Below are 23,992 nucleotides of genomic sequence, written 5' to 3' on the forward strand. Positions count from 1 at the left end.
TTCGTCAAGAGCGTGTGCGACCGGCATAGCTGGCCAGAGTGCGGATGATCTCTCTTGCCTGCATATCGGCGCGGCAATAATGATCGACCAGGCGCCGCACGTCGGGCTCGCCCTCGGGGGGCACTGATTCGGGTTCGCTGCCGGTCAGCAGCCAATTGATGTCCACCGCGAACTCGCGATGCAACTGCAGCAGCAATTCGCCACCGGGCATGGCCTTGCCGGCTTCCAGCCAGCTGATGTGTCCGGTGGATGTCTGCAGGCGCTGGCCCAGCTCGCGCTGGCTGAGGCCGTTGGAAAGCCGGATCTCGCGGATCCGGCTACCGATTTCTTCACTGAACATATCCTCTCCTCAATACGGGCAAACCAGTCCGGGCAGCCCGCATCCCTGGCCGGCGCCGCCAGTGGGCGGCTACCGGCACACGCGCTGACCGATGTCTTCAGCCGCCCTGCGCAACCAGGAAACTGGCCACCGCCATCACCAGTGATTTGCCGCGTTCTGATGCGCGGACATAATCGCCGATGAGCACCTTGACGTGAAAGCCGTGACGCGGTGGTAACTCCGCTTGCAGGCCGGTCAAGAGCCAGTTGATATTGACGTCGAACTCGCGATGCAAGGTCCGCAGGAAGCGACCGCCCGGCATACTGTGCCCCAGTTCCACGCAACTGATGTAGGCGCCCGAGGTACCCAGGCGCGCCGCAAAGTCGCGCTGGTTCAGGCCACTCATCATGCGCACTCCCTTGAGGCGCTCGCCGATGGCTTGCTTGCCGAAGTCGCTGGCAGCGGCGCTGGCGGGGGCGATGGTGTCATTCATCGTCTCAGCCTCCAAAGGGAAAGACCGCCGCGTGACCCCATTCGGGCAAGGGCCTGCCATAGGCATCGGCCACGTGCACCTCGTACTCCACGCTGGAGCCGGACTGGTTCAAGAAGTCGAACTGCTCGCTCTGCATGAAGATCTGCTGCAGGGTCAGCACACCATCGCTAAATTCCAGGCGACGGTTGGGGTTGACCAGAGCATCCAGCGCTCCCTCCCGCAGCAGGATCTGACCACCGCTGCGCAACACCAGCAAGAGGTCAATGCCCAGGCTGCGCACGTCCTTGATCGTTTCGATCGGGATCTTGCGCAGGGCGGTACCGGCTTGCGTGACGTCCAGCGTATAGGTGGTCTTGCCAACCAGGGCTTCCTCGATGGAACTTGCGGCTTCAGACATCGGGCATCCTCACTCGCTCTTCTGGATACGGATTTCCAGGCCTTCGGTGCCGCTCTGGCGCGCCGCCGGGACCGGTTCGATGCGCTGGCGGATTCGAGCTGCCGGCACGCCGATGGACAGCAGGTGGTTACGCACCGCCACCACGCGATAGAAGGCCATACGGTTGGACTCGGACAAGCCTTCCACCGCTGCCGCGGAGATGGTGAAGGTCTGTTCGCGGTTGCCGTTCCAGTCGAAGTGGCTGATGAAGGTGTCGTTCATGCGCTTGGCCTCGCCGGTGTTCAGGTCCACGGTACCAGGACGGAAACGCACGATCAGCACACTGGGACGCAAGGCAAACTGCTCCACCCCTTTGGGTAAGGCACCGGCGGTACCGCTGGCATCGACCACGCGATCGGAAGCGCCATCCTGAGCCAGGTCGGCCTCCGGCGTGGACTTCATATTGTTGCCGCGTTCCTTCTGGTTGGGTTTCTCCACCTTGGCCAGGCCCGAGGCCTTGAAGCGCTGGTCGCTCTCGCGCAGCTTTTCCTTCAGTTCGGCCACATCGGCTTTGTAGCGGACCTCATTGTTATTGAGCGTCTGGCGCATCTGCTCGATCTGCGCGTGCAGTTCCTCGGCACTGGGGGTGACCGGCGTGAGCGCGTTAGGACCCGGCAGCGCCTTGGGGAAAGGCTTCCCCGGCACCTCAATCTCGGTCGCCTTGCTGTCCTTGGCTTCATCCCGGGCGCGCATGGAAAAATACATCACCGCCATAGCCAGGATGGCGATCAGCAGCAACAGGTACATGACCATGTTGACCATGGAATCGACATAGCCGGGCCAGAAATTTTGATCATCGGTATCTGCGGATGGGACTGCCATTTTTTCTCCTTCATTTAGTTTGAAAAATTGCGGACGAGACCCTGCCGGCCCGTCCGCTTGCTTGCGGTGAGGTATCGCCTCGTACTGGGGCGATACGCTTGCAGGTCAACGATCTCGGTTCAGGTGCAAGCCATCACACACCGAAGATCGTATGGGTGTTGCCGGGGTTATAGGCCAGGTTCTGCAGGTACAGGGTGTAGCTCGTCGTCCCCGCCCCGGCCCCGTCCAGGTCCACCACCAGCTTGGTCGAACTTGTGCTGTAAGGGGTGGCCGTGACGAAGGCATCAAGGTTGTCCTTGGTCACGCTTTTTCCGAATACCTTCACCTTGTCCTGCCCCAAGGTGAAGTCGGAGACCGTCGCCACCAGCCTGGACGAATCGGTGGTGCCGAATCCGCCCAGCGTCAGCGTGTCCTTGCCCTGGCCGGTCTGCACCACGGTATTGGCGCCACCGGTGGTGACGGCCAACTGGATCTGGTCGTCACCGGCACCACCGCTGAGGCTATCCAGCTTCTGTGGCACCCAGTACCAACCCAACGTCTGGTTCTGGAGGATGGTGGTCTGGCCGTTGTTGATCCCGGCGCTGGTATTGGTGGCTGTGATGGTCAGGTCGTGATACATGCCCGGTGCCAGGATGTTGGCCGGGGTAGTCAGCGAGAAGTCGCCTGCCTTCACCTCACTGAACAGGATCACCTTGCCGCCCATGCTTACCGAGATCAGGTAACTGTCGCCCGGACCTGCGCCACTGACATTGCCGGAGAAGGTCAGGTTCTGGTCTAGACCAAGCAGGGTCACCGGGCTGGTGGGCGTTTCCGCGATCATGACGTACTTGGTCGCCGAGGCATTGATGGGCTGGGTATCGGGAGTTTCACCATTGACCCGTAGATTGCTCAGCACCGGAGCAACCGCCCCGCTTACCAGCGAGACCCGAATGTCATTGCCCACCACCACGTTACCCGCCGGGTCGCTGAACTTGGGCGTGATCACGTGGACACCAGCGGCCAGACTGCTGGCGACCGTCACATCCAGCGTTGCCCCAGCGCTACCGACATCGGCCGCACTCAATGTGCGGCTGCCCAGCAGCTTGTCGCCCTCGTAGAGGCCAATCACGTCACCAGCGCTGGCCTTGGTGCCGTCATAGCTGACATTGATGGTCGGCAGCGAGTTGGGATTGTCCGTGGTGACCTGGTACAGCAGGCGGACATTGCCGATGTCATAGTTCTGCGACGCCGTCGCCGTCTTGAAGGCATAGACGTCGGTATTGAGGATGTAGAAACCATTGATGGCATTGAGCAAGAGCTGTTTGCCGTCAGCGGACGTGAACGTGAAGTTCTCGCCCTTGACAGCACCGCCGCCCTGGTGCACCAGGCTGAACGGGGTGGCCAATCCGAATCCGCTGGGGAAGGAGAACACAGTGGTGTACCTTTCGAAGGTAGTATTGGCATCGCTGGTAATGGCCACCCCGCCCCATTCGGTGTACAAGCCCTTGAGCGAGGCGAGGAAACTGGTCGGCGTCATCCCAGCCGGTAGCAGGCTGGTGAGATCGACACTCTCGCCCGAATGCAGATTGTGCTTATTGGTGCTGCCCATTTCTTCTGGAAGGGTCAAGGTCTTGTAGCTGATCTGCTTGTTGCTCACCAGCGTGCCGGTGATGCTGCCCGGGACCGTCATGTCCACCGACCAATTCACGCCGGTATTGCTGCTGTTGCCAGCCACATCGGTGAGCGTAATGGTGGCGCTGCGGTCGCCCGCAGTCGGCGTGGCATTCTGGTACTGGATGGCCTTCAGGATGGCGCGCGCATCCAGTCCGCTCATGGCCGCACCCGAGCTCTTGCTGATGGTCAGCGCATGGGTGCTGCCATCATAGCCATAGCTCAAGCCGCTGACGCCACCGATGCTCTTGCCGCTGACGGTGGCCATGCTGGCATTGAGGGACAGCGGCGCGTCCAGTACCAGCTTGTCCTTGACCAGGTCCAACTGCGGGCCATCCAGCTTGATGCCGATGCTGCTGATGTCCTTGGTCGGCCAGACCGCAATGTCGTGGGTGAACAGCCCTTCGCCTGCCACCGCCTTGGCTGTCGTGAGCACCTTGCGTGAAGTCGTTTGCAGCTCGACCAAGGTAGCATCGGCGTCCAGCGTGGGCGCATGGGTATCGAACAGAATACCCGCCGTCGATGCGTTACCGGTTTCGCCGGTGCTGGAGACCAGGCTGAAGCTGGCCGTGCGCAGACCATCGTGGCTACTGCTGCCGCCCAGCTTGATGGCCTGGAGCACCGATTGCATCTCGCTGCCGCTCCAGATTGCGCCCCCGGCCTTGCTCAGGGTAAGCGTGCGGCTGGCTCTGTCATAGCCATAGCTCAGACCGGTCACGCCGCCTACCGTCTTGTCGGCCCCCATCGCCAGGTCGGTGTTGAGGGCCAGCGCCGTATCCAGGATCAGGTGATCGTTGAGTACATCCAGAGCCACGCCACCCAGCACCACCTTCACTGCGGTGACCTGGGTCGAGGTCGGCACAGCCACGCTGGTGTCGAAGGCGACACCAGCGGCCAGACGAGTCGCATCGGTGACATTCTGGCTGGACACGAGCTGCACTCCAGGGGTGGTCGGGTCCAGGTCCAGCAGCAGGCTGTCGCTGCCCACGCTGAGGGTAGCCTGCATGGAGGGACTGACCAGCCCGGCTTCGTCGCGCAAGGTGAAGGTGATCACCCGGCTGCCTGACGTGGGCGTCAGATTTTGCAGCTTGATGTTTTCCACCAGGGCCTCTACCTCGGCAGCGGTGAAGGCGCCGCCCTTGGTCTTGGTGATATTCAACGTACGCGTGGCCGTGGTATAGACGTAGCTGACATCGGCCACGCCACCCACGGTCTTGCCGCTGACCTGAGCCAGGTTGGCATCCAGTGCCACCAAGGCATCCATCAACAGGCGATCGTTGACCAGATCCAGACCGCTGCCACTGAAGACTACATCGATGGCCGAGGCCGTGGTCTTGGCAGGCGGTACCACGTTGGCGACGAAGGCCGTGCCCGAGCGCAATTCGCTGGTCGAGGCTTGCCGCTGTGCACTGGACTGGAGGTCGTCAGTGAGCGCATCCATGTCCAACAGCGGCGGCGTAGCAGTATCGACCAACACGCTGAGGCTACCCTTGGAGCTGGTGTTTCCGGCCACATCGGTCTGCTCGGCCGTATAGGTCCAGGCAGTGTCGCGCGCACCATGGGTACTGACCAGACTCACGCCCGCCAGCGGCGCTTCGTTGTCGCTGACGTCACCGTTCTGCAGCAGTTCGGCCTGCACCAGGCCGGCGCTGATATCCAGGGCATTCCAGGTGTGCACGTTCTCCGGTTGGCCCGCCAGCGTTGCGCCGTCCGCAGCTTCGCGGTACCACTCATCGGTGCCCGCCTTGTGCGAGATGACGTAACCGCCATCCTGCGCAGCCCAGACATACCAGGCCGCCGCGCCGCTACCGCTGGTATAGACCGGTTTGGACAGGTCCAGCAAGCCCTTGCCGCTGGCCACGAAGTCGCCGCTGAAGGCATTGAGCAGGGCCGCTTGCTCATTGGCCGAGAGCAGGCTGTAGGTGCCGTTGGCGGTGCTGTCGCTGCCATCGGTCTGTTTCAGACCGCTGATCTTCAGGCTAGCCGCCAGGTTGAGCGACCATGCACCATCGGTGGCTGAGGCGGTGACCGTCCCCAGCGCAGTACCGTCACCGCGCTTGACGGCGACCTGCGCGCCCTTCTCCGCCACTCCGCTCAACACGAAGCTGCCAGCGGTGGTGATGCTGGCACCGCCCGCGGTGGTGCCGGCGGACGAATTGAGGATGATGGTCGGCGCAACGGCCTTGGAATCGAGCGTGAACTCAACGGTATCGCTCTTGACGCTGCTATTGCCGGCCACATCGGTCTGCCGCACCACGACCTTCTTGACGCCATCACCAGTGAGCTTGACGCTGGTGCCGGTGCCACTGCTCCAGTTGCTGCCATCGTCGGTGCTGTATTGCCAGGTCGCGCCGCTTTCCAGCCCTGTGATGTTGAGAGTGCCATCGCTGGTGATCTTGTCGCCAGCGGTTCCCGTGTCGGTTGCCAGCGCCAGGCCCAACTTGGCCGGCACGGTGGTATCGAGCGTGAACGACACGGCATCGCTGCTGGGGCCGGCATTGCCAGCCGTGTCGAGTTGGCGCACCTGCACCGACTTGCTGCCGTCGGTATTGCCGTTGCCATCGACAGCCCCCTTGAGCTTGATGTTGCTGCCGCTGCCATTGGTCCAGTTACTGCCATTGTCGGTGCTGTATTGCCAGCTCGCGCCGGATTCCAGGCCACTCACATTGACCGTGCCGTCGTTGGTGATCTTGTCGCCCGAGGCACCGCTATCCCTGGCCAGGGCCGCATTGATCTTGGCCGGCGCGGTGGTATCCAGCGTGAAGCTCAGCGCTGCGCTGGCCGCGCCAGTGTTGCCGGCCACGTCGATCTGACGCACCAGTACCTTCTTGGCACCATCGGTATTGCCGCTGCCATCGGCGGCCCCCTTGAGCTTGACGCTGCTATCGCTGCCATCAACCCAGTTAGTCCCATTATCGGTGCTGTACTGCCACTTGGCGCCACCTTCCAGACCGGTGACGCTGACCGTGCCGTCATTGGTGGTCTTGTCGCTGGGCGAGCTACCGCTGTCGGTGGCCAGCGAAGCGGTGGGACTGGCCGGCGCGGTGGCGTCCAGCGTAAAGCTGAAGCTGTCGCTGGCCGCGCCCAGATTGCCAGCCGTATCGGTCTGCCGCACCTGGATCGTCTTGCTGCCATTGCCGCTCAGCTTGACACTGCTGCCGCTGCCAGCGCTCCAGGTGACGCCGCTGTCGGTGCTGTATTGCCAGCTGGCACCGACTTCCAGGCCATCGACCTTGACGGTGCCGTCATTGGTGATCTTGTCGGTGGGCGAACTGCCGTTGTCGGACTGCAAGGACAAGGTGGGCTTGACTGGTGCCGTGGTGTCCAGCGTGAAGCTCAGCGTGTCGCTGTTGGGACTGGAATTGCCTGCCGCATCGGTCTGGCGTACCACCACGTTGCGCAGGCCATCGGTGTTGGTCCCACCATCGACGGCGCCCTTGAGCTTGAAGCTGCTGCCTGTGCCGTTGACCCAGGTGGTGCCGCCATCCAGGCTGTATTTCCAGTTGGCGCCAGCCTCCAGCTTGCTGACATTGACCGTGCCATCGTTGGTAAGCTTGTCGATGCTGGAACTACCGCTATCGGTGGCCAGTGCCATGGTGGGACGATCCGGGGGACCGCCATCCAGCGTAAAGGTGAAGGGATCACTGCTCGGCCCGACGTTGCCGGACACGTCGCTCTGGCGCACCACCACGCTCTTGTCGCCGTCACCGGCCAGCACGAAGCTCGAACCGCTGCCGCGTGACCAGTTCACGCCATTATCCTCGCTGTATTGCCAGGTGGCGCCAGCTTCCAGCCCGGTGACGTTGACCGTGCCATCGCTGGTGATCTTGTCGTTGATGACATCGGTATCGTGGGCCAGCGACAGAGAAAGCTTACTGGGCAGCGTGCTATCCAGCGTGAAGCTGAAGCTGTCGCTGCTCGGTCCGATGTTACCCGCCACGTCGGTCTGGCGCACGATGACCGCCTTGACGCCGTCGGTGTTGCCGCTGCCATCGGCCGCGCCCTTGATACGCACGCTCGAACCACTGCCGTCGGCCCAGGTAGCGCCAGCATTCAGACTGTATTGCCAGCTGGCGCCCGCTTCCAGCGCACCCACATTGAGGGTGCCATCATTGGTGATGCGATCGGTCGGCGAGTTGCCGCTGTCGCGTGCCAGGGCCAGGGTTGGCTTGACGGGCGCGGTGGTATCGAGCGTGAAGCTCACCGTGTCACTGCTGTTGCCGATGTTGCTGGCCACGTCGATCTGCCGCGCGATGATGGTCTTGCTACCATCGGCCAAACCGCGCAGCCTGACGCTGCCGCCAGAACCATTGGTCCAGGTGGCACCGCTGTCGAGGCTGTATTGCCAGGCCGCACCGCTTTCCAACCCATTGATGTTGAAAATGGCGTCATTGGTGATCTTGTCATCCCGAACCCCGCTGTCGCTGGCCAGGGACAGGTTCGGCGGAGCCGGCAAGGACGTATCCAGCGTGAAGCTGAACTTGTCGCTGTTGAGGCTGGTATTGCCGGCGGCATCGGTCTGACGCACCAGCAGGTTCTTGGCTCCGTCGCTGCCCCCCGCCCCCCCGGCGGCGGCGGTGAAGCTGAAGCTGTTGGCAGTGCCATAGCTCCAGGTCACACCGTTGTCTACGCTGTACTGCCAGCTGGCACCGGCCTCCAGTTTGCTCACGTTGACCGTCCCTTCATTGGTGATGCGGTCCGAGCCATTGCCACTGTCCTTGGCCAGGCCAAGCGTGGGCTTGGCCGGCAAGGTGGTATCCAGCGTAAAGCTGACCACATCGCTGGTGGCACCGACATTGCCGGCCACGTCGGTCTGACGCACCACGACATTCTTGATGCCATCGACATTGCCGGCGCCAGCGACGGCCCCCTTGATCTTGACGCTGGCAGCGCTGCCAGCGCTCCAGGTAATACCGTTGTCCAGGCTGTATTGCCAGGTCGCGGTACTCTCCAGGCCACCGATGTTGAGCGTGCCATCCGAGGTCAGGCCATCACTGCTGCCGCTGCCGGTGTCGCTTGCGAGCGTGGCACTCAACTTGGCCGGAACCACCGTATCCAGGGTCATGGACAAGCTCTGTTCAGCGCTGTTGTTGCCAGCTCTGTCGGTCTGACGCACCTTGATGGCGTGACTGCCTTCGCCGGTGAGGGTGAAGCTGCCACTGCTGCCCGGCTGGTAGTCGCCGCTATCGACCTTGTAGACCCAGCTAGCACCGGCCTCCAGGCCTGACACCAGCACCTTGCCATCACTGGTGATGCCATCCCCGGCCGTGCCGGTATCACGCGAGAGCGCAATGGGCGCACCGAAGACAGGCACGACGGTATCAATGGTGACCGTATGCATGACCTTGATCGAATCGATGCCCTTGACAGTGTTGTGCGACTGGATGCCGATCACCTTGTCCACACCATTGGCGCCATTGGCACCCAAGGCCAGCCAGTCGGCGTCGGTGAGCGTATAGCTCCAGTTCCAGACACTGGTGCCGGTACCGGAGTCACGCGTGACGATGCCGCTCTTGATGACGCTACCGTCCGGATAGAACAGCGTGACCGTATCATCCTTGCCGGCCGTGCCGGTCAGGGTGACGCCAGCAGAGCGCTCGGACAGGTTGATGATATCGTCACCGGCCACCGTATTCATGGCTGGCACGTTGGTCACGGTAAAGACCGCATCAGCCAGCTTGGCCCAGGTGTTGACGGTGCTGCCGTCATCGGCCTGCTTGGCCAGTTGCGCCTGTACCTTGGCCAGATTGCCGGCATTGACACCGGAAATCTTCAGGGTCGCGAAGTCCTCTGCCTTCAGGGGCTTGCTGCTGTCACCCTGCACGGCCAGTCCCACCTTGCTGGCCAGCTCGGCCAGCGCGGCGATCTTGGCCGGAGTATTAACCTCGGCTGTGGTACGGCTATCCACGATGGAACTGAGCAACTGCAGGATGTTGACGCTGGCACCCGCAGCGCCGCTGTCCAGCGCCAGAATGCCGGAGATATCTACACCGATGCGGTCGAAATCCGCCTGCTTGGCCAGGTTGGCATCCGTAGTGTTGCTGGGCACGCCATCGGCTTGCGTGAGCAAGCGCACATAGCTGTTGACCAGCGCCTGGATGCCTGCCACCGAACTGACGTCCGTGCCATCGACGCCGGTTGTCGCCAGAGCGGCCAGGATGTCGTCCTTGTTGGCGCTGGGGCCGACCTCGCTCACCCCGATCACGCCCAGGGCCTGGAAATCGGCCACAGTGGGCGCGTCGCCGCTGTTGCTGTCGGCATAAGTGACGATACGATTGATGGCCGTGCGCGCGGCCTTGGCCACGTCCTGAATCTCGGCCACGGTATCGACATCGGCCACGGCGCGCGATTGCAGGGCCGCGACCACGGCATCGCTCTCTACGGTCGACAGACCATTGAGGCCCAGTGTCTTGAACTCGGCTGCGCTCAAGGCATCCGCCGGCGAGACCACATCGCCGGTCTGCTGCGCTGCGATGTTGAGCACCTTGTTGGCGATGGTGGCCAGGGCGCTCAGGCTGGCGGGGCTGTCCACGGCCGCCGTATTGGCGGCGCCATCGACCAGTTGGTTCAGCAGCAGCAGGTTGGATGGCGTGGCCAGCTTGTCGGTCAGGGTCTTGTCCAGGCCCACGCGGACGTAATCCTGTGCCACCGGCAGATCGACCGCAGCGGTGCTGATGCTGCCATCGGCCAGGGTCAACAGCTTGGCATAGCTGTTGACGATGCCTTGCACCAGCTCGGGCGTGCTGGCCTGATCGGCACCAACCGGGCCGGATGCGAGCGCCTTGTTGGTGGCGCTCAGGATGCTATCGGCCACCGCCTTGGGCGCGGTCGGCAAGAGCACGCCCATGTCGGCGTAATCCTGCGCGATCGGCAAGGGCTTGGTGTTGTCGCCGGCGTAGTCGCGGATCTTGTCTTGCGCTGCGACAGCCTTGTCCACCAGGCTTTGCAGGCCCGGCAAAGTATTGATGGTGGAAAGCTTGTCCGCCGGCACCTGTTGCAACTTGGCCAATACTGCGGGCATGTCGCGGTCACTGAGACCGGAGACGCCCAGTTGCTCCAGGTCAGCACGAACCGGGGCAGTACCACCCACACCGGCGGCGCTGTCGAGCACGCGAGTGACGGTATTGGCCAGGGCCAGCACCTCGGCGGGGGTATCGATCTTGTCGGCCGCGAGACGGTCGATCACCGAATTGAGCAGCGACAGGTAGTCGCTCTTGACGCTGGTGCGGCCCAGGCCGGACAGGTCGGCGCCCAGCAGGCGATAGTCCTCCAGTGTGGGGGTAGCGGCCGGCGTGTTGGCTACACCATCGGCCAGTCCCAGCAGCTTGTTGGCACTCTCGACAATGCCCTGCACCAGTTCTGCCGTGGCGGCGCGAGTGCCGTTGACGGCGCTGGAGGCCAGCGCCGAGAGTACCGCGAACAAGCCCTCGGGCATGGCATCCGGACGATCAGGAGTGCCGGTGCCGTACTTGCCGACGCCGCTCACGCCCATGTCGCTGAAGTCTTTTGCCACCGGAGTGACCGTATCGGACCCGGCCTGCGCGACCGCGCCCGAACTCTGGCGCTCGGCATAACTCATGATCTTGGCCTGGGCAGCACGGGCCGCCGAGGCTACCGACTTCAGTTCGGCCAGGGTATCGACATCGGCCGGCGCGCGCGATTTGAGCGCGGCCATGAAGGCCGACAGCGAGGCCGCATTCACGTCCGGCGTGGCGCCAGTGCTGGACAGGCCCAGCGTGGTCAGTTCGGCCACGGTGATGCCAGCCGGTGCGTCATCCGGCTTCACATCGGCATCGGCCTGACGCATCACGCGGTTGACGATATCGACCAGGTTCAGCGCATTGATCTTGCCCAGATCGGAGACGGACGCAAAATTGGGCCGGGCATTGAAGACCTCGTTGAGCAACTTGAGGTTGGCCGGCGCATTGTTGAAGGCCATGCCCAGCGCATGGAATTCGTCATAGGTCAGGGGCGCGCCGGCCTGGGGCGTACCATCGGGATTGACCGCATCGGCGGCCGGACGCTTGGCGTCGGCCATGATGCTGCTGGCCGAGGCCAGATTGCGCAGCTTGGCTGCGGCCGTCGCCATGATCTGGACCTGCGACAGGCTCAATGCCGCCAGGGCATCGGTGCCGAGGGCCTTGAGACCGCTATTGATCAGCCCCACGGTCGAGGGCGTATTGCCATCGACCTGGGCCACCAGATTCTTCACGCCCAGCGCCACGAAGTCGTTGGTCAAGGGCGTGGTCGAGGTAGCGGTGCCGGCGGCATAGGCGGCGACGCGGCCAGCAGTCTCGGCCAAGTCGGCGATCTTGGCCGGGGTCGATACCGTGCTCTTGTCGGACGGCTGGGCGTCAAGGGCTGTCACCAGCAGGCCGATGGTGCCGCGCGCCAGGGCGACATCGGCCGCCGACAGGCCGCTGGCCGAGGGGTCGGGCAGCTTGGCCGCAGGCACACCGATGCGGATCAGTTCGTCCCGGGTGATGGGGCGCGCCAGATTGCCGGCTACGCCATCGGCGGCCTGCAGCACGTGCTGGTAGGCATCTACGATGGCCTGCAGCTTGCTCTTGCTGTCCACCAGGCTGGAGCTGGCCAGGGTCTTGACCGAGGCATTGATGCATCCCAGCGTATCGACAGTCACGCCAGTCACCCCCGCGCGGGCATAGTTGTCCACGGTAGGCGGCAATACTGTGCCGACGGCACCCAGGGAGGCATCGGTATTGTTCACATTGTCGGCGTAGTTGCGGATGATCTTCAGATCCTTCAGCAAGCCATCCACCAGCACTTGCAGGCGGGTACTGCTGTCGATGCGGCTAACATCGGTACTGGCCACCAGGGCCTGCACATTGGAAAGGAAAGCCACATCCACCCCCTGCACGCCCAGGTTGGTGAAGTCATTCATGCTCAACAGGGCAGCCGCATCGGCGCTGCCAGCGGCGGCAATCATCTTGCCGGCCGAGGCATTGATGAGGTCGATGCGCGCGGGCGTATCGACCTTGTCGCGGCTCAAGGCATCCAGGGCGGTGGCCAGCAGGCTGATGCGATGGCTGTTGGTGGCAGCCGTCACGCCCACGCCCAGGCTTTCCAGCTCGGCCTCGGTGGGGACGGTCGCCGAGCCGATCGGATCGGGCTTGGCGCGGCTGCCGTCGGCGGCGGCCAGGATCTTGAGGTAGGCGCTGGCAATGCCCTGCACCAGGGGCTGGGTATTGGCGTGGGCGCCATCGACCAAGGTAGTGGCCAATGCCGCATTGATGGAAGCCACGCTGGTGCTGGTCACGCCATAGACGCCCATGGCCATGTAATCGTCGACGGTCGGCACGCCCAGCGAGGCACCGGTATTGTCCTGGGCGTAGGCGCTGATCTTGGCCAAGGCATCCATGGCCTTCTGGACCAGTGTCGTAAGTGCTGCCAGCGACTTGATCTGGCTGCCGTCAGTACCGCTGGTGCCAATGGCAGCCAGGATCGCGCCCTGCTGGGCCGCGCTCTTGCTGCTGATATCGATGCCCAGCAGCTTGAGGTCGGCTACCGTAGGGGTGGCTGCCGCCGGCAGGCGGGCGGCGCTGTCCATGAGCTTGTTGACGGCGTCCATCAAGGCCTGCAGCTTGTCCAGCGTATTGACGCTGGTCAGCGGCATGGCATCGATGACACTGCCCAGCAGCGCTGCACCGGAGCCATCGGCATCGCTGGCAGCGCTGGCGTTGCCCATGGCCAGGCCCAGCGCCGCATAGTCGGTCGCCAGCGGCAACCCATTGGCTGCCGTATTGGCGCTGCCATCGGCCAGCGCGGCGATCTTGACCGCGGCCTCGCCGGCTTTTTGCAGCTGTGAATGATCCTTCACCTTGTCAACGCCCAGACGCGGCAATGCACCATCCAGCAAGCCCTTGTTCTGAAGATTCAGACCAGAGAGACCGACGCTCGCATAGTCGTCCAGGGTCGGTGCAGCAGCACCGGTCGCGGTCGCCGCGACGATGTGGGTATAGGCATCGACGATGCCTTTGAGCTTGGCCGGATCGGCTGCCAGTGCCCCGGTAATGGCAGTGCTAGCCAGGGTAGTATTGATCGCGCCCAAGTTGTCGCTGCCCACCAGCGCGGTGCCGTCTCTCTTGGCCAGACCCACGGCCAGATAATCAAGGATCGCAGGCGCAGGTTGAGCGGCGTCGTCGGCATAGGCACTGATCTTGGCCTGAGCCTTGATGGCCAGGTTGGCCACGGTCTGCACTTCTGCCAGGCTGTCCACGGCACTGGCGGCGTGCGCCGCGACCGCACTCAAGACGGCGGCTGCGGCCGCGTCCGAGGTGGCCGCAGGTGCTACACCCAGCGCGATCAGGTCGGCTGCCGCCAAGCTGGTGGGCAGACGTTCCGCAGCGAAGACTTGGGCGTTACCGGCCAGCGCCAGCAAGCCCTGGGCGGTCGCCAGCAAGCTCTCCAGCTTGGCCGGCGTATCCATGATGGTCTTGCTGGACTGCTCGTCCAGCGCGGTCCGCAACAAGTCCAGCGCAGCCGGACGAGTGGTGGCATCGACTGTCACCCCTACCCCGCTCAACAGCGCGCTGAAGGCGGCACGGGTGGTATCGGTCAAGGCCGGGGTATCGGCTTTGCCGTTGACCAGGGTAAAGAGCTTGTCCCAGTTGTCGAGGATGGCTTGCAGCTTGGCCGGGGTATCGATCTGGGCCGCGCCGAAAGCCGCCGTCAGCAAGGTGGCCGAAGCACCGATAGCCTTGTCGGCCTCGACGCTGGCGCTCACCTTCAGGCCCATGGCCTTGAAATCGTCAACGCCAGGACGACCAGCATCTTCCGGGAAGCCACCTGGCACCGCAGTCAGGTCGGCATAGACCTGGATCTTCTGATAGGCCGTGACTGCCTTGGACACCACGTTCTGCAGCTTGCTCAGGCTATTGACGTCGCTGCCATTGTCGGCGCCAGCGCGGATGGCATACAGAGCAGCGGCCACGGCAGCTGGTTTCTGCGCGCTCAAGAGCGTGCCGTCGGCAGCGCTCAGGCCCAGTTGGTCCAGCTCGGCGGCAGTCAGGCGCGGCGTGTCATCGCTGGCCTGGGCCTGTGCCAGTACCTTGTTGACCAGCACACCCAAGGCATTGATCTTGGCCGGGGTATTGACGGCCTCGGGCAGCTTGCCACCGATGACGCCATCCAGCAGGCTCAACGCGGTCGCATCGGTGGCCTTGCCGGTGGGATTGGTCACCCCGTCGACGGTCGCACCGATGGCTTTGAATTGCGCAGCGCTCAATGCCGAGCCAGCATCGGGCAAGGCACCGTTGGCACGACTGAGGATGGCCAGGTAGGCATCGACCACTTGCTTCACATGGGCCGGCGTGTCTGCTTGGGCGGCATTGATGGTGGAAGTCCGCAGGGCGGCATTGATGGCCACCAGGTTGTCGGTGGTGACCAGAGAGGGGCGCACGCCCGAGGCATCGGCCACCGGATTGACCAGACCGATGTTGCGGTAATCCTCTACCGAGGGCATGGTGGCCGCCTCGGTGGCCGAGACGGCATCGTCGGCGTACAAGCGGATCTTGGTCTGCGCCGCATCGGCACGATTGACCAGGGCTTGCAATTTGGTCAGGGTGTTGACCTCGGAGCCATCCTTCTTGCTACCGGCAATGGCGGCCAGGATGGCCGACCAGTTCTGCGCACTGCCATCAGCATTGTGCGCCACGCTGGTAAAGCTCACGCCCAGCCGGCCCAATTGGGCGGCGTCCAGCGGCGGATTGGCCACGCCGCCTGCGGCCGTGACCATGAGCGCCTGGATCAGGTCCAGCAGTTGTGCCAGCTTGTCGGGCAAGGCGATGGGGTGGCCGGATTCGTCGGTGCTCAGGCTATGCAGGGTATTGGCGTCCACCGTATCGGCCAGCATGGCCACACCGGTCGCACCAGCATCGTCGAGCTTGCTCTTGGCCAGGCCCAGTGCCAGGAAATCGGCTGCCGTGGGCTTGGGCGAGGCATCGCCAGCAATGCCGTTGGCGGCATCGACCACGTGCTGGGCGGCAATGATCAAGCCCTGCAACTGGTCCGGTGTCTGCACCTGGGCCGCCGAAATACTGGACGACTTCAAGGCATCGTTGATCGCGTTCAGATATGGCGCGCTGCTGCGACTACCATCGACCGGCAGTTGCAGGCCCAGGGCATCGAAATCGGCCACGGTGGGAGCATCGCCCACGTCATCGCGCGCGAATTGCGTAATCTTGCGCTCGGCCGCGATGGCCGCATCCATCATGCCTTGCAGCGCGGCCACCGTGAGCGCGCCGCTGCCGTCATCGGCGGTGGTCTGCAACTTGTTGAGCAAGCAGGCCAAACTGTTGCTGTCCACCCCGGTCAGGCCCAGCGCACTCAGATCGGCCGGCTTGAGGGTACTGCTGACCGGCGGATATTGCACCGGATAGCGGTCCGCCAGGGGGGCTACCGCGGTCACCTGCATGATCTGGTCCACGGTCAGTGCCAGCCGGTTGAGCTCGGCCACGCTATCGACCTTGGCAGTGTTGTCCTGAGCATGGACGACGCTGTTGAACAGCTTCATGGCACTGCCCGAAGTAGCCGCCACGGTATGCGGCAAGGCCACGCCGATGTTCTGGTAGTCGGCGATGGTGGGCGCATCGGCGACATTGCCGCCACCATTGACATAGGCCAGCACCTTGGCATAGCTGTTGGCAATAGGAGTCAATTGCTCGATGCTGCGTACCCCGCTTACATCATGGGTGGCAGGAGTGTCAGCCGAAGTCGGCTGGCTGGTGGCAGGGTCGATGCTATTACCCTTGACCCGCACCGCATCCAGGAAGGCCGCCTGCACCGCATTGCCGGTGATGGCATCCAGGCGCAGGGCTTGCAGGCTCTTGACGCTCAGGGTGGTGGTGCTACCACCGACCACCGGATCGTCCTTGCTCTCGCGGGCGGTGCGGATCAGGTCCGCCGCCGTGGCGGCCAGGGCAGTCAGCTTGTCGGGAGTGGCCACGCCGTCGCGCCCTTGGGCCCCCACCACGCTGTTGAACAGGGCCAGCTTGTCGATGTCCACCTGGTCCAGGGATTTGGTACCACCCACCGGGTTCACCAGCTTGCCCATGCCGATCAACGAGCTGGAGAGCGGCACACCGATGGCCAGGTACTGCTCCGGCAACAGGCCGGTACCGGAGGTATCGCCGCTCTTGCCATCGGCCGCAGAGAGGATGGCGTTGTAGGCATTGATGAGCGCTTTGAGCTTGGGGCGGCTATCGACGTCGCTACGCTCCAGACGGGCCACGGCAGCATTGATGCTGTCCAGGTTGCCGGCATTCACAGCGGCCGCTGCGGTACCGCGGTCCACACCCACGTCGTGGTAGTTGGTCACGGTGGGCGCCGGGTTCTTGTCGCTGTCCTCGGCGTAGTTGATGATGACCATCAAGGCTTCATTGACGCTGTTGACCAGGGTCTGGATCGGGGCTACTGCATTGAGGCTGGCCATGCCCACCCCGGTGATGCGGGTGAGCACCTGTTCCAGGTTGCCGTCAGCACTGGTATCCACACCACTGACACCCAAGGCCCGGAAGCTGGCATCCCAGCGCAGGCGGTCGTCATTGCTCAGGGCCGGCAAGGCTGTGCCGGCAGGCTGTGCGGCCAGGTGCAGCAGTTGCTCCACGGCCTGGCCGATCTGCTCGATCTCGGCCACGGTATCGACCTGGGAACGCGCCTTGCGCTTCAATACATCATCGGTGAGCTTCAGGCCCACATCCTGTTCGGCAGCGCTGCCGGGGTTGACCGTCAGACCCGGCAGACGGGCACCGATGGCGGCGAAGTCGAGCAGCGAGGGATCGCTGCCGGGGGTGGCATCGGCGACCTTGTCTTGATTGCCATACGCAGCGCCACTGGCCGGTTCGGCTTCGTTGGCCTCGGCCAGGATGCGGGCATAGCCATCGACCAGCGCCTGCAGCTTGGCCGGGCTGGCCAGCTTGGCATAGTCGGCAGCATCGATGGCATTGGCCGCCGCGGTGGCGACGGTGGCATCGGTGATACTCACCCCCGCCGCCTGCAAGGCGACCAGCGCATTGCTGAACTGATCCACCGCAGCGGCATTGCCGGCCACGCCATCGGCCAGGTGACTGATCTTGACCAGCACGTCCACGCTGGCCTGCAAATTGGCTACATCGGCGGCGGCAGCCGGTTTCATGGCGTCCAGCACGCTTTGCATGTTGGTCACCAACAGTGCCTGCATGGCTGGATCGGTTGCGACCAAGCCGGTCACGCCCAGCTTACCGAACACATCGGCGCTGATGGCCTGGGCCTGGGGGCTGGCAGAACCATCGACCGGGGCTGCGCCATCGGCGGCGGCCAATACCAGGTCATAGGCATCGGCAATGGCCGCCAACTTGGAAGGCGGGTTCACTTGGGCCGCACCGATACTGACCGTTTGCAACACGGAATTGACGGCCTTCAAGGCCAGCTCCGGCGTGACGTGCGTCATGCGTGCGGCGATGTCCAGGCCCACGCTCTTGAAGTCGAGCAAGGTCGGTACGGCGGCCTTGGCCACGCCGTCGGCATAGGCTTCGATCTTCAACTGCGAGCGGTTGGCATTGTCGGCCAGGGCTTGCAACTTGAGCCCACCGGCAGGCAGCGTGCCGATGATGCCGCTGCCATCATCGGCGCTGGCGGCAATGGCGGCCAAGACGGCCGGGAAGGTATGGGCGTCCAGGCCGGTAATACCGGCACTGGCCAGTTCGGCCTGGGTCACCAACGCATCGGTGATGGCCCCATTGGCTTGGGCCACCAGGTGTTGCACGGTAGCGGCCAGGCGCGAAAGCGCCGGCAGCGTATTGACGCTGGCCGGGTGGGCGATATCGACCAGGGTGTCGAGCACCCCCAGCAAGGGTGAGGCCACGCCATCGGCCCCCGGTTGCAAGGCTGCGACCAGGTCGGCCGGCAAACCGACCCGCTGGTAATCCAATGGTTGCGGCCGGTGTGCCGCATTGGCGGCCACCCCATCGGCGGCGGCCAGGATGCGAACATAGGCATCGACGATGCCCTGCACCAGGGCCGGCGTACCGGTCTGGGCAGAGCCCACCGGCGCGCTGGCCAATGCAGAATTGATGGCATCGAGATGGTCGACAGTCACACCAGTCACGCCGATGGCGGCATAGTCCGCGACGGTCGGAACGGCGCGGCTGGCATCGTCGGCGTAGGCGTTGATTTTCAGTTGCGCCTGGATGGCACCATCCACCAGCGCCTGCAACTTGGCCAGGGTATTGATGGCGCTACCATCGTCAGGGCTGGCGATGATGGCCTGAGTCACCGAGGCCTGTAAGGCCTCATTCAAGTTGACCACGCCCAGCACATCCAGCTTGGCCCTCAGATCGGCGGCCTGGTCGGACGGCGTGCTGCCGGCAAGTGCGCTATCGTCACCGGCGGCCAGGGCTTCGATCGCATTGGCCGCCCCCACCAGTTGGCTCACGGTACTGACGCTGAGCAGCTCGCGCGGGGTCTTGCCGACCAGTGCGGAATTGATCAGGGTCTTGGCGTTGTCATCGCGCGGCGCGGTCGCGCCGATCAGGGCAAAATCCTTCAGCCCCGGATCGGTACGCAAGCCCGCTACGTCACCCGCTTGGCCGAGAATGCGGCCATAGGCGTCGGCGATCTCCTGCAATTGCGACGGCACGGCCACCCGCTTGCCATCCACGGTCGGGGTCGCCAGCGAGGAATTGAGGGCATTCTGGTGCAGGTCGTCCTCCACCCCCTTGATGCCCAGGGCGTGATAGTCGACCATCACAGGCGCTGGCCGCGCCACATCATCGGCATAGGCGACGATCTTGGCGGAGGCGGCCAGCGCCCGCGCCGCAACGTCGGCCACCATGGCCGGTGAGCGCAGGTCGGCACCATTATCGGCGGTGCCGGCGATGCCCGAGAGCACCACCGGCAATTGCGCGGCCGTGATCGGCGCGGGCAGATGCAACTGGTTCAGTTCATCGGCGCCCAGCACCACGCTCTGGCCGGCACCCAGGGCGATCACACGCGCGGCTACGCTGGCCAGCGACTGCAGCTTGGCAACGGTATCGACCTCGCTACGCGGCACGGCATCGAGCACCTGGTTCAACAGGCTCAACGCATTGTTGCGCACAGCGCCAGCAGCCGGGAACAGGGTCTGCAGCGCCTGCACGCCGATGCGCGCATAGTCGTCGGCACTGGGCAATTGCAGGGCATTGCCAGGCACGCCATCGGCGGCAGCCAGCACCAGATTGTAGGACTGTACCAGCGCACCCAGCTTCTTCCACGAAGAGATGGCATCCACCCCGACCGCCTTAACGGCACTGTTGATGCTGGACAGGTTGGCCGCGGTCACCTGAGTGGCGGCATTGGCGGTGAGCAGGGAACTCTGGTAATCGGCCAAGAGCGGTTCGGTTTGGGTGGGCCGTAGCGGGTTGATGGGGGTCAGATCCTTGGCGTAATTGAGGATGGTCTGCAGCGAGCCGATCTTGCTGGAGACCAGTGCCTGCACCTCGGCCAGGGTATCGATGTCACCCACCACGCTACCGTTGTCACGCAACTCCTGCGGCACGCTATTGAGGCTGGCGGCCACCTCGGCGACGTTGTCATCGCTGGTACCGGTCACGCCCAGGCGCGCGAAGTCAGCCGCCGTCAGCGGCACCGGCAGGATCTGCCCAGCCGGTAGCGCCACCTGTTCGGCCAGGCGCTGGGCAGCATGGGCCAGTTCATTGATGCGCGCCACGGTAGACACATCAGCAGCGCTCTTGCCGTCGATGGCACCACTCAACAGGCGTGCGCCCACGCTCGACAGCGCGGGCGTCACGCCCAGCGCCGCATAGTCGGCCGCGCTCGGGTAGGCTGATAGGTCACTGTTACCGGCCTTGCCATCAGCCAGCGCCACCACCTTGTAATAAGCGTTGACGGTGGCCTGGATTTCTCCGATCGAATTCGACGCCGCCTGCGGCAAGGCCTTGAGTGCATCGTTGATGCTGGCCAGTTGCTGGGCATTGGTCACGCCGACCACGCCCATGGCCTTGAAGTCGGCCAGGGTGGGAGCCGGGAAGGAAGGATCGTCACCATACACGGCGGCCTTGGCCACGGCCACATCAGCGGCGTGGATGGCCGCGCTCACCAGGGCTTTGAGCGAGACGGCGTCGCTGACCTTGTCGGCGTCGGCGGTGGCGGCCACGGCATTGATGATGGCCGGCACGTAGTCCTTGTCCACCGGTGTGGCCATGATGCCGTCCAGGCGCGTGCTGCCATCGGCATTGACCAGGGCGGCACGCGCCTGGGTCATGGCGTTTTCTTCAGCGCTTTGCGCACGCGCCAGCGCCGTTTGCGCTGCGGCCAGGTTGGCCTGCTTGGCCGACCGGGTAGAGGCGTCGGCCGCATCGAACGCGGCTTGCGCAGCATTGACTGCAGCCTGCGCTTCGTTGACGGCTTTCTCACTATTGGCCAGCTGCACCGTATGCTGGATCAGCCCGGTGCTATCGACCACGAAACGCTGGGTGTTCTCGCTGAAGTTACCGGCGACGTCGATCTGGCGCAGGTTCAATTGCGCCTTGCCATTGCCGGTGAGGGTGTCGCCGTTGAGCAGCAGGCGGTCCCCTGCCCCGAGCGTGTACCAGTTCCCCGGCGTGACCTGCTGGGTGGTGCCGCCGGCCAGTTGCAATTGCAGGGTGCGGGCATCGGTGCCATTGCCGGCGACCAGCCGGAAGTGCAATTGCGCCCCCGACTCGAGCGCTCCCTGCGGCAGCAGTTGCGCGCCGCGCTGGCTGCTCACGCCGTCGCTGGTGCTCAAGCCATCGTCCTTGTTGAACTCGAACTGCAGGCTCGATTGCGGCGGCGCGACCGTGTCCAGGGTGAACTGCAAGGTGTCGGCAGCCGTATTGGCGTTGCCATAGCCGCCGGTGTAGGAACTCCCCACCAGCACCACACGCGCCCTGACCCAGTTGCTGCCATTGGCCTGCACCACGTCGCTGGCAATGTAGTCGACCTCACCGCGAGCATTGGTGGAGGACTGGACCAGCTTGCCGGCCTCCTTCCACAGACCGAAGAGAGGATGACCATTGCTATCCAGAGCGGTGGCCACGGCAAACTGCAGGCGTTCATCATTGACCAGGGCCTTGGTGAGCCGCACGCGCAGGCTGCCGTCCTGGGTGATCTTGTCGCTGTCGCCCTGCGCAGCGGGCACATGATTGGGGTCGTCGCCAGCACGGCCACTGTAGCTGCTGTCACTGACCAAAGCGGGAGCCGACTGGGCGAAATCGGTCATGCCGGCCGGCGTGGTCAGGTCCACGCGCACGTCATTGTTCTTCCACACCGTGTAGTTGGTGCGGTTGTTGTAGCCATCGGAGACGGTGATCTCGGCAATGATGGGCTGGGAGTGATCCAATTGCAGCAACTGCTGGGTGGTATCGTCGTCCGACACCAGCACGGCCTGGCCGGCGTCATCGGAGCGCGCAGCCGGCAGGCTGATGCGCAGGTCGCGGCCCAGCGTGTCCTTGCCATCGAGCACCACGTTCACGGTCGCATAGGGCGGCGTCTTCACGCTCAGCCCCCCTTCCAGGAAATCGCCCTGATCCAATTGCAGGGTGTTGTTCAAGGGCGCGCTCTGCCACAGCTCCGGGTTGCTCATCACGGCCTGCTTGATGAGCAGCGTCGGTTCGGCAATGGCCACGTGGTTCTCTTGCAGGTAGGTGGCGATGGTGGCACCACCAGGCAACTTTTGCAGATTGTCGTAACGGCCCTGTGCTGTGGCCACGGCATCGGCGCTGCTGTCTGGATTGTTGATGATCTTGAGCAGCGGTTCGCTAAACAGATGCGACTGCAACAGGTTGGAAGAGGCCAGCGACTGGCCGCGCGCATTGGTGGCCCACTTCAGCGCGGTATTGCTGTCGTCCACGAATTGCAGGGTCTTGGCCAGCTTCTGGATGGCATCGATCTGGCTGGAATAGGCCTTGCCATCGAGCTGCACCAGGTTGGAGATGGCCTTGAGCGCAGCACCGTAGTTATAGGCTTCGCCACTGATGCCGGGGTTGAAGCCGGGGTTGGCGATGACCTGGCCATTGGCGTTCTGGGTTACCGTCGGCGTCACCTCGCCGCCGACGACATCGACCTTGAAGAAGCCACCCACCGCATTGTTGATGGCGGCGATGCGCTCGGCGCTCAGGTCCGTGGCTTCGGAGGGGTTGATCGAACCCACGTCCAGCCCGGCCTTGAGCACAGCCAGTTCGGTCAGAGCGGTGACGTTGACGATCTGGTTGGCACCGGTGGCCGTGGCCAGCGCGCGCAAGGGCGTACTGCCCAGGTCGGTGAGCTTGAGCGTGGCTTCATCGGCGTAGTTATCGGGCAGGCCGGGCGTATTGTCGCGAATGACAATGAGGATGGTGCCGCGATAGGCCGGATCATTGAGCACCAGCGAATAGCGACCATCGATCACCTGCGCCGCCGTGCTCAGGACATGGCCCTGGTTGTCGTAGGCGATAGCAGTCGCATTGTTGAGCGGGCCCAGCATGGCGGCACCCGAGATCGTGGCCTTGACTTCCGGCTGGTTGGAGATGCCAGCGCCGGCCACGGTACCCTCGACAGCACCGCCTGCACTGGCACCGGCACCACTGGCGGCATTACCGGCGTGACTGGTATTGCCCCCCGTACTGCCGGCCGCCGCCGCTCCACCGCCTCCCCCACCGCCGGCTGCCGCCAGCAAGGCCAAGGCGCCAGCGGCGATGGGCCACTGCACGCCCCAGTTCTTTTCATGCTGGGAGTTGATCTCAACCTCGGCCAGTTGCTGCTGGTTGTCGGGGGACTTCACGGGCGTGAATTCAGGGGTCGACGTATTACCAGCCACACCGCTGGTAGCCACCGCTGCCTGCGGGGTCTTTTCTCCATGCTCGACGATGATGGGCTTGTCGGCTTCGTCCTCTTGCGTCTTGGCCTTGTCGGTCTTGACGTTGTTCTGGTTGTAGCGGGTGATTTCCTTGGAACTGACCGTCAGGTTCGCTTCGGCGGAAACGTTGATCTGGTCGATCTGCTGGAACATCCGCCCCAACTGCAATTGCCCGTCGGCGAAGTGCAGCAGGGTCTCGGGGGCACTCAAGGCCTGCATGGCGCCGCCGCTGATGATGATGCGTTCACCGCTGGCAAAGACGACCAGCAGATCCACATCCAGTGCGCGTACATCCTTGATGGAACGGATCGAAAACTTCTTCAGATAGGCGGTGACTTCAGATAGCTTGAGGACAGTGGTAGTCATGGTGGGTTCCCTCTCTTATTTATTGTGTATTTGGTGTGGCTGGTCTTTACGTCAGAT

General features: G+C 63.8%; 5 protein-coding genes. All 5 read right to left on the reverse strand.

Annotated features, from left to right (window positions below; all coding sequences use genetic code 11):
- Positions 1-4 precede the first annotated feature (4 nt).
- The 5 genes from RC54_RS16120 to RC54_RS16140 all read right to left on the reverse strand — a co-directional run bounded on the left by RC54_RS16120 (position 5) and on the right by RC54_RS16140 (position 23,935).
- Positions 5-340: a helix-turn-helix domain-containing protein gene (locus tag RC54_RS16120; protein ID WP_017451723.1), complete on the reverse strand. Its 336-nt coding sequence runs from the start codon at positions 338-340 to the stop codon at positions 5-7.
- Between the two features lie 97 nt (positions 341-437).
- Positions 438-812 (reverse strand): helix-turn-helix domain-containing protein, encoded by a 375-nt coding sequence (locus RC54_RS16125; protein WP_017451722.1) that lies wholly within the window; start codon positions 810-812, stop codon positions 438-440.
- 4 nt (positions 813-816) lie between these two features.
- Positions 817-1,209 (reverse strand): hypothetical protein, encoded by a 393-nt coding sequence (locus RC54_RS16130; RefSeq protein WP_058896095.1) that lies wholly within the window; start codon positions 1,207-1,209, stop codon positions 817-819.
- A 9-nt stretch (positions 1,210-1,218) separates the two neighbouring features.
- A complete protein-coding gene (locus RC54_RS16135) occupies positions 1,219-2,070 on the reverse strand; it encodes a hypothetical protein (RefSeq protein ID WP_061788969.1) in 852 nt (283 codons plus the stop codon).
- Positions 2,071-2,203: 133 nt separating this feature from the next.
- Positions 2,204-23,935: a cell wall anchor protein gene (locus tag RC54_RS16140; RefSeq protein WP_244216358.1), complete on the reverse strand. Its 21,732-nt coding sequence runs from the start codon at positions 23,933-23,935 to the stop codon at positions 2,204-2,206.
- Between the last annotated feature and the right edge of the window lie 57 nt (positions 23,936-23,992).

The organism is Herbaspirillum rubrisubalbicans, assembly GCF_003719195.1.
GTDB classification, from domain to species: Bacteria; Pseudomonadota; Gammaproteobacteria; order Burkholderiales; family Burkholderiaceae_D; genus Herbaspirillum; species Herbaspirillum rubrisubalbicans.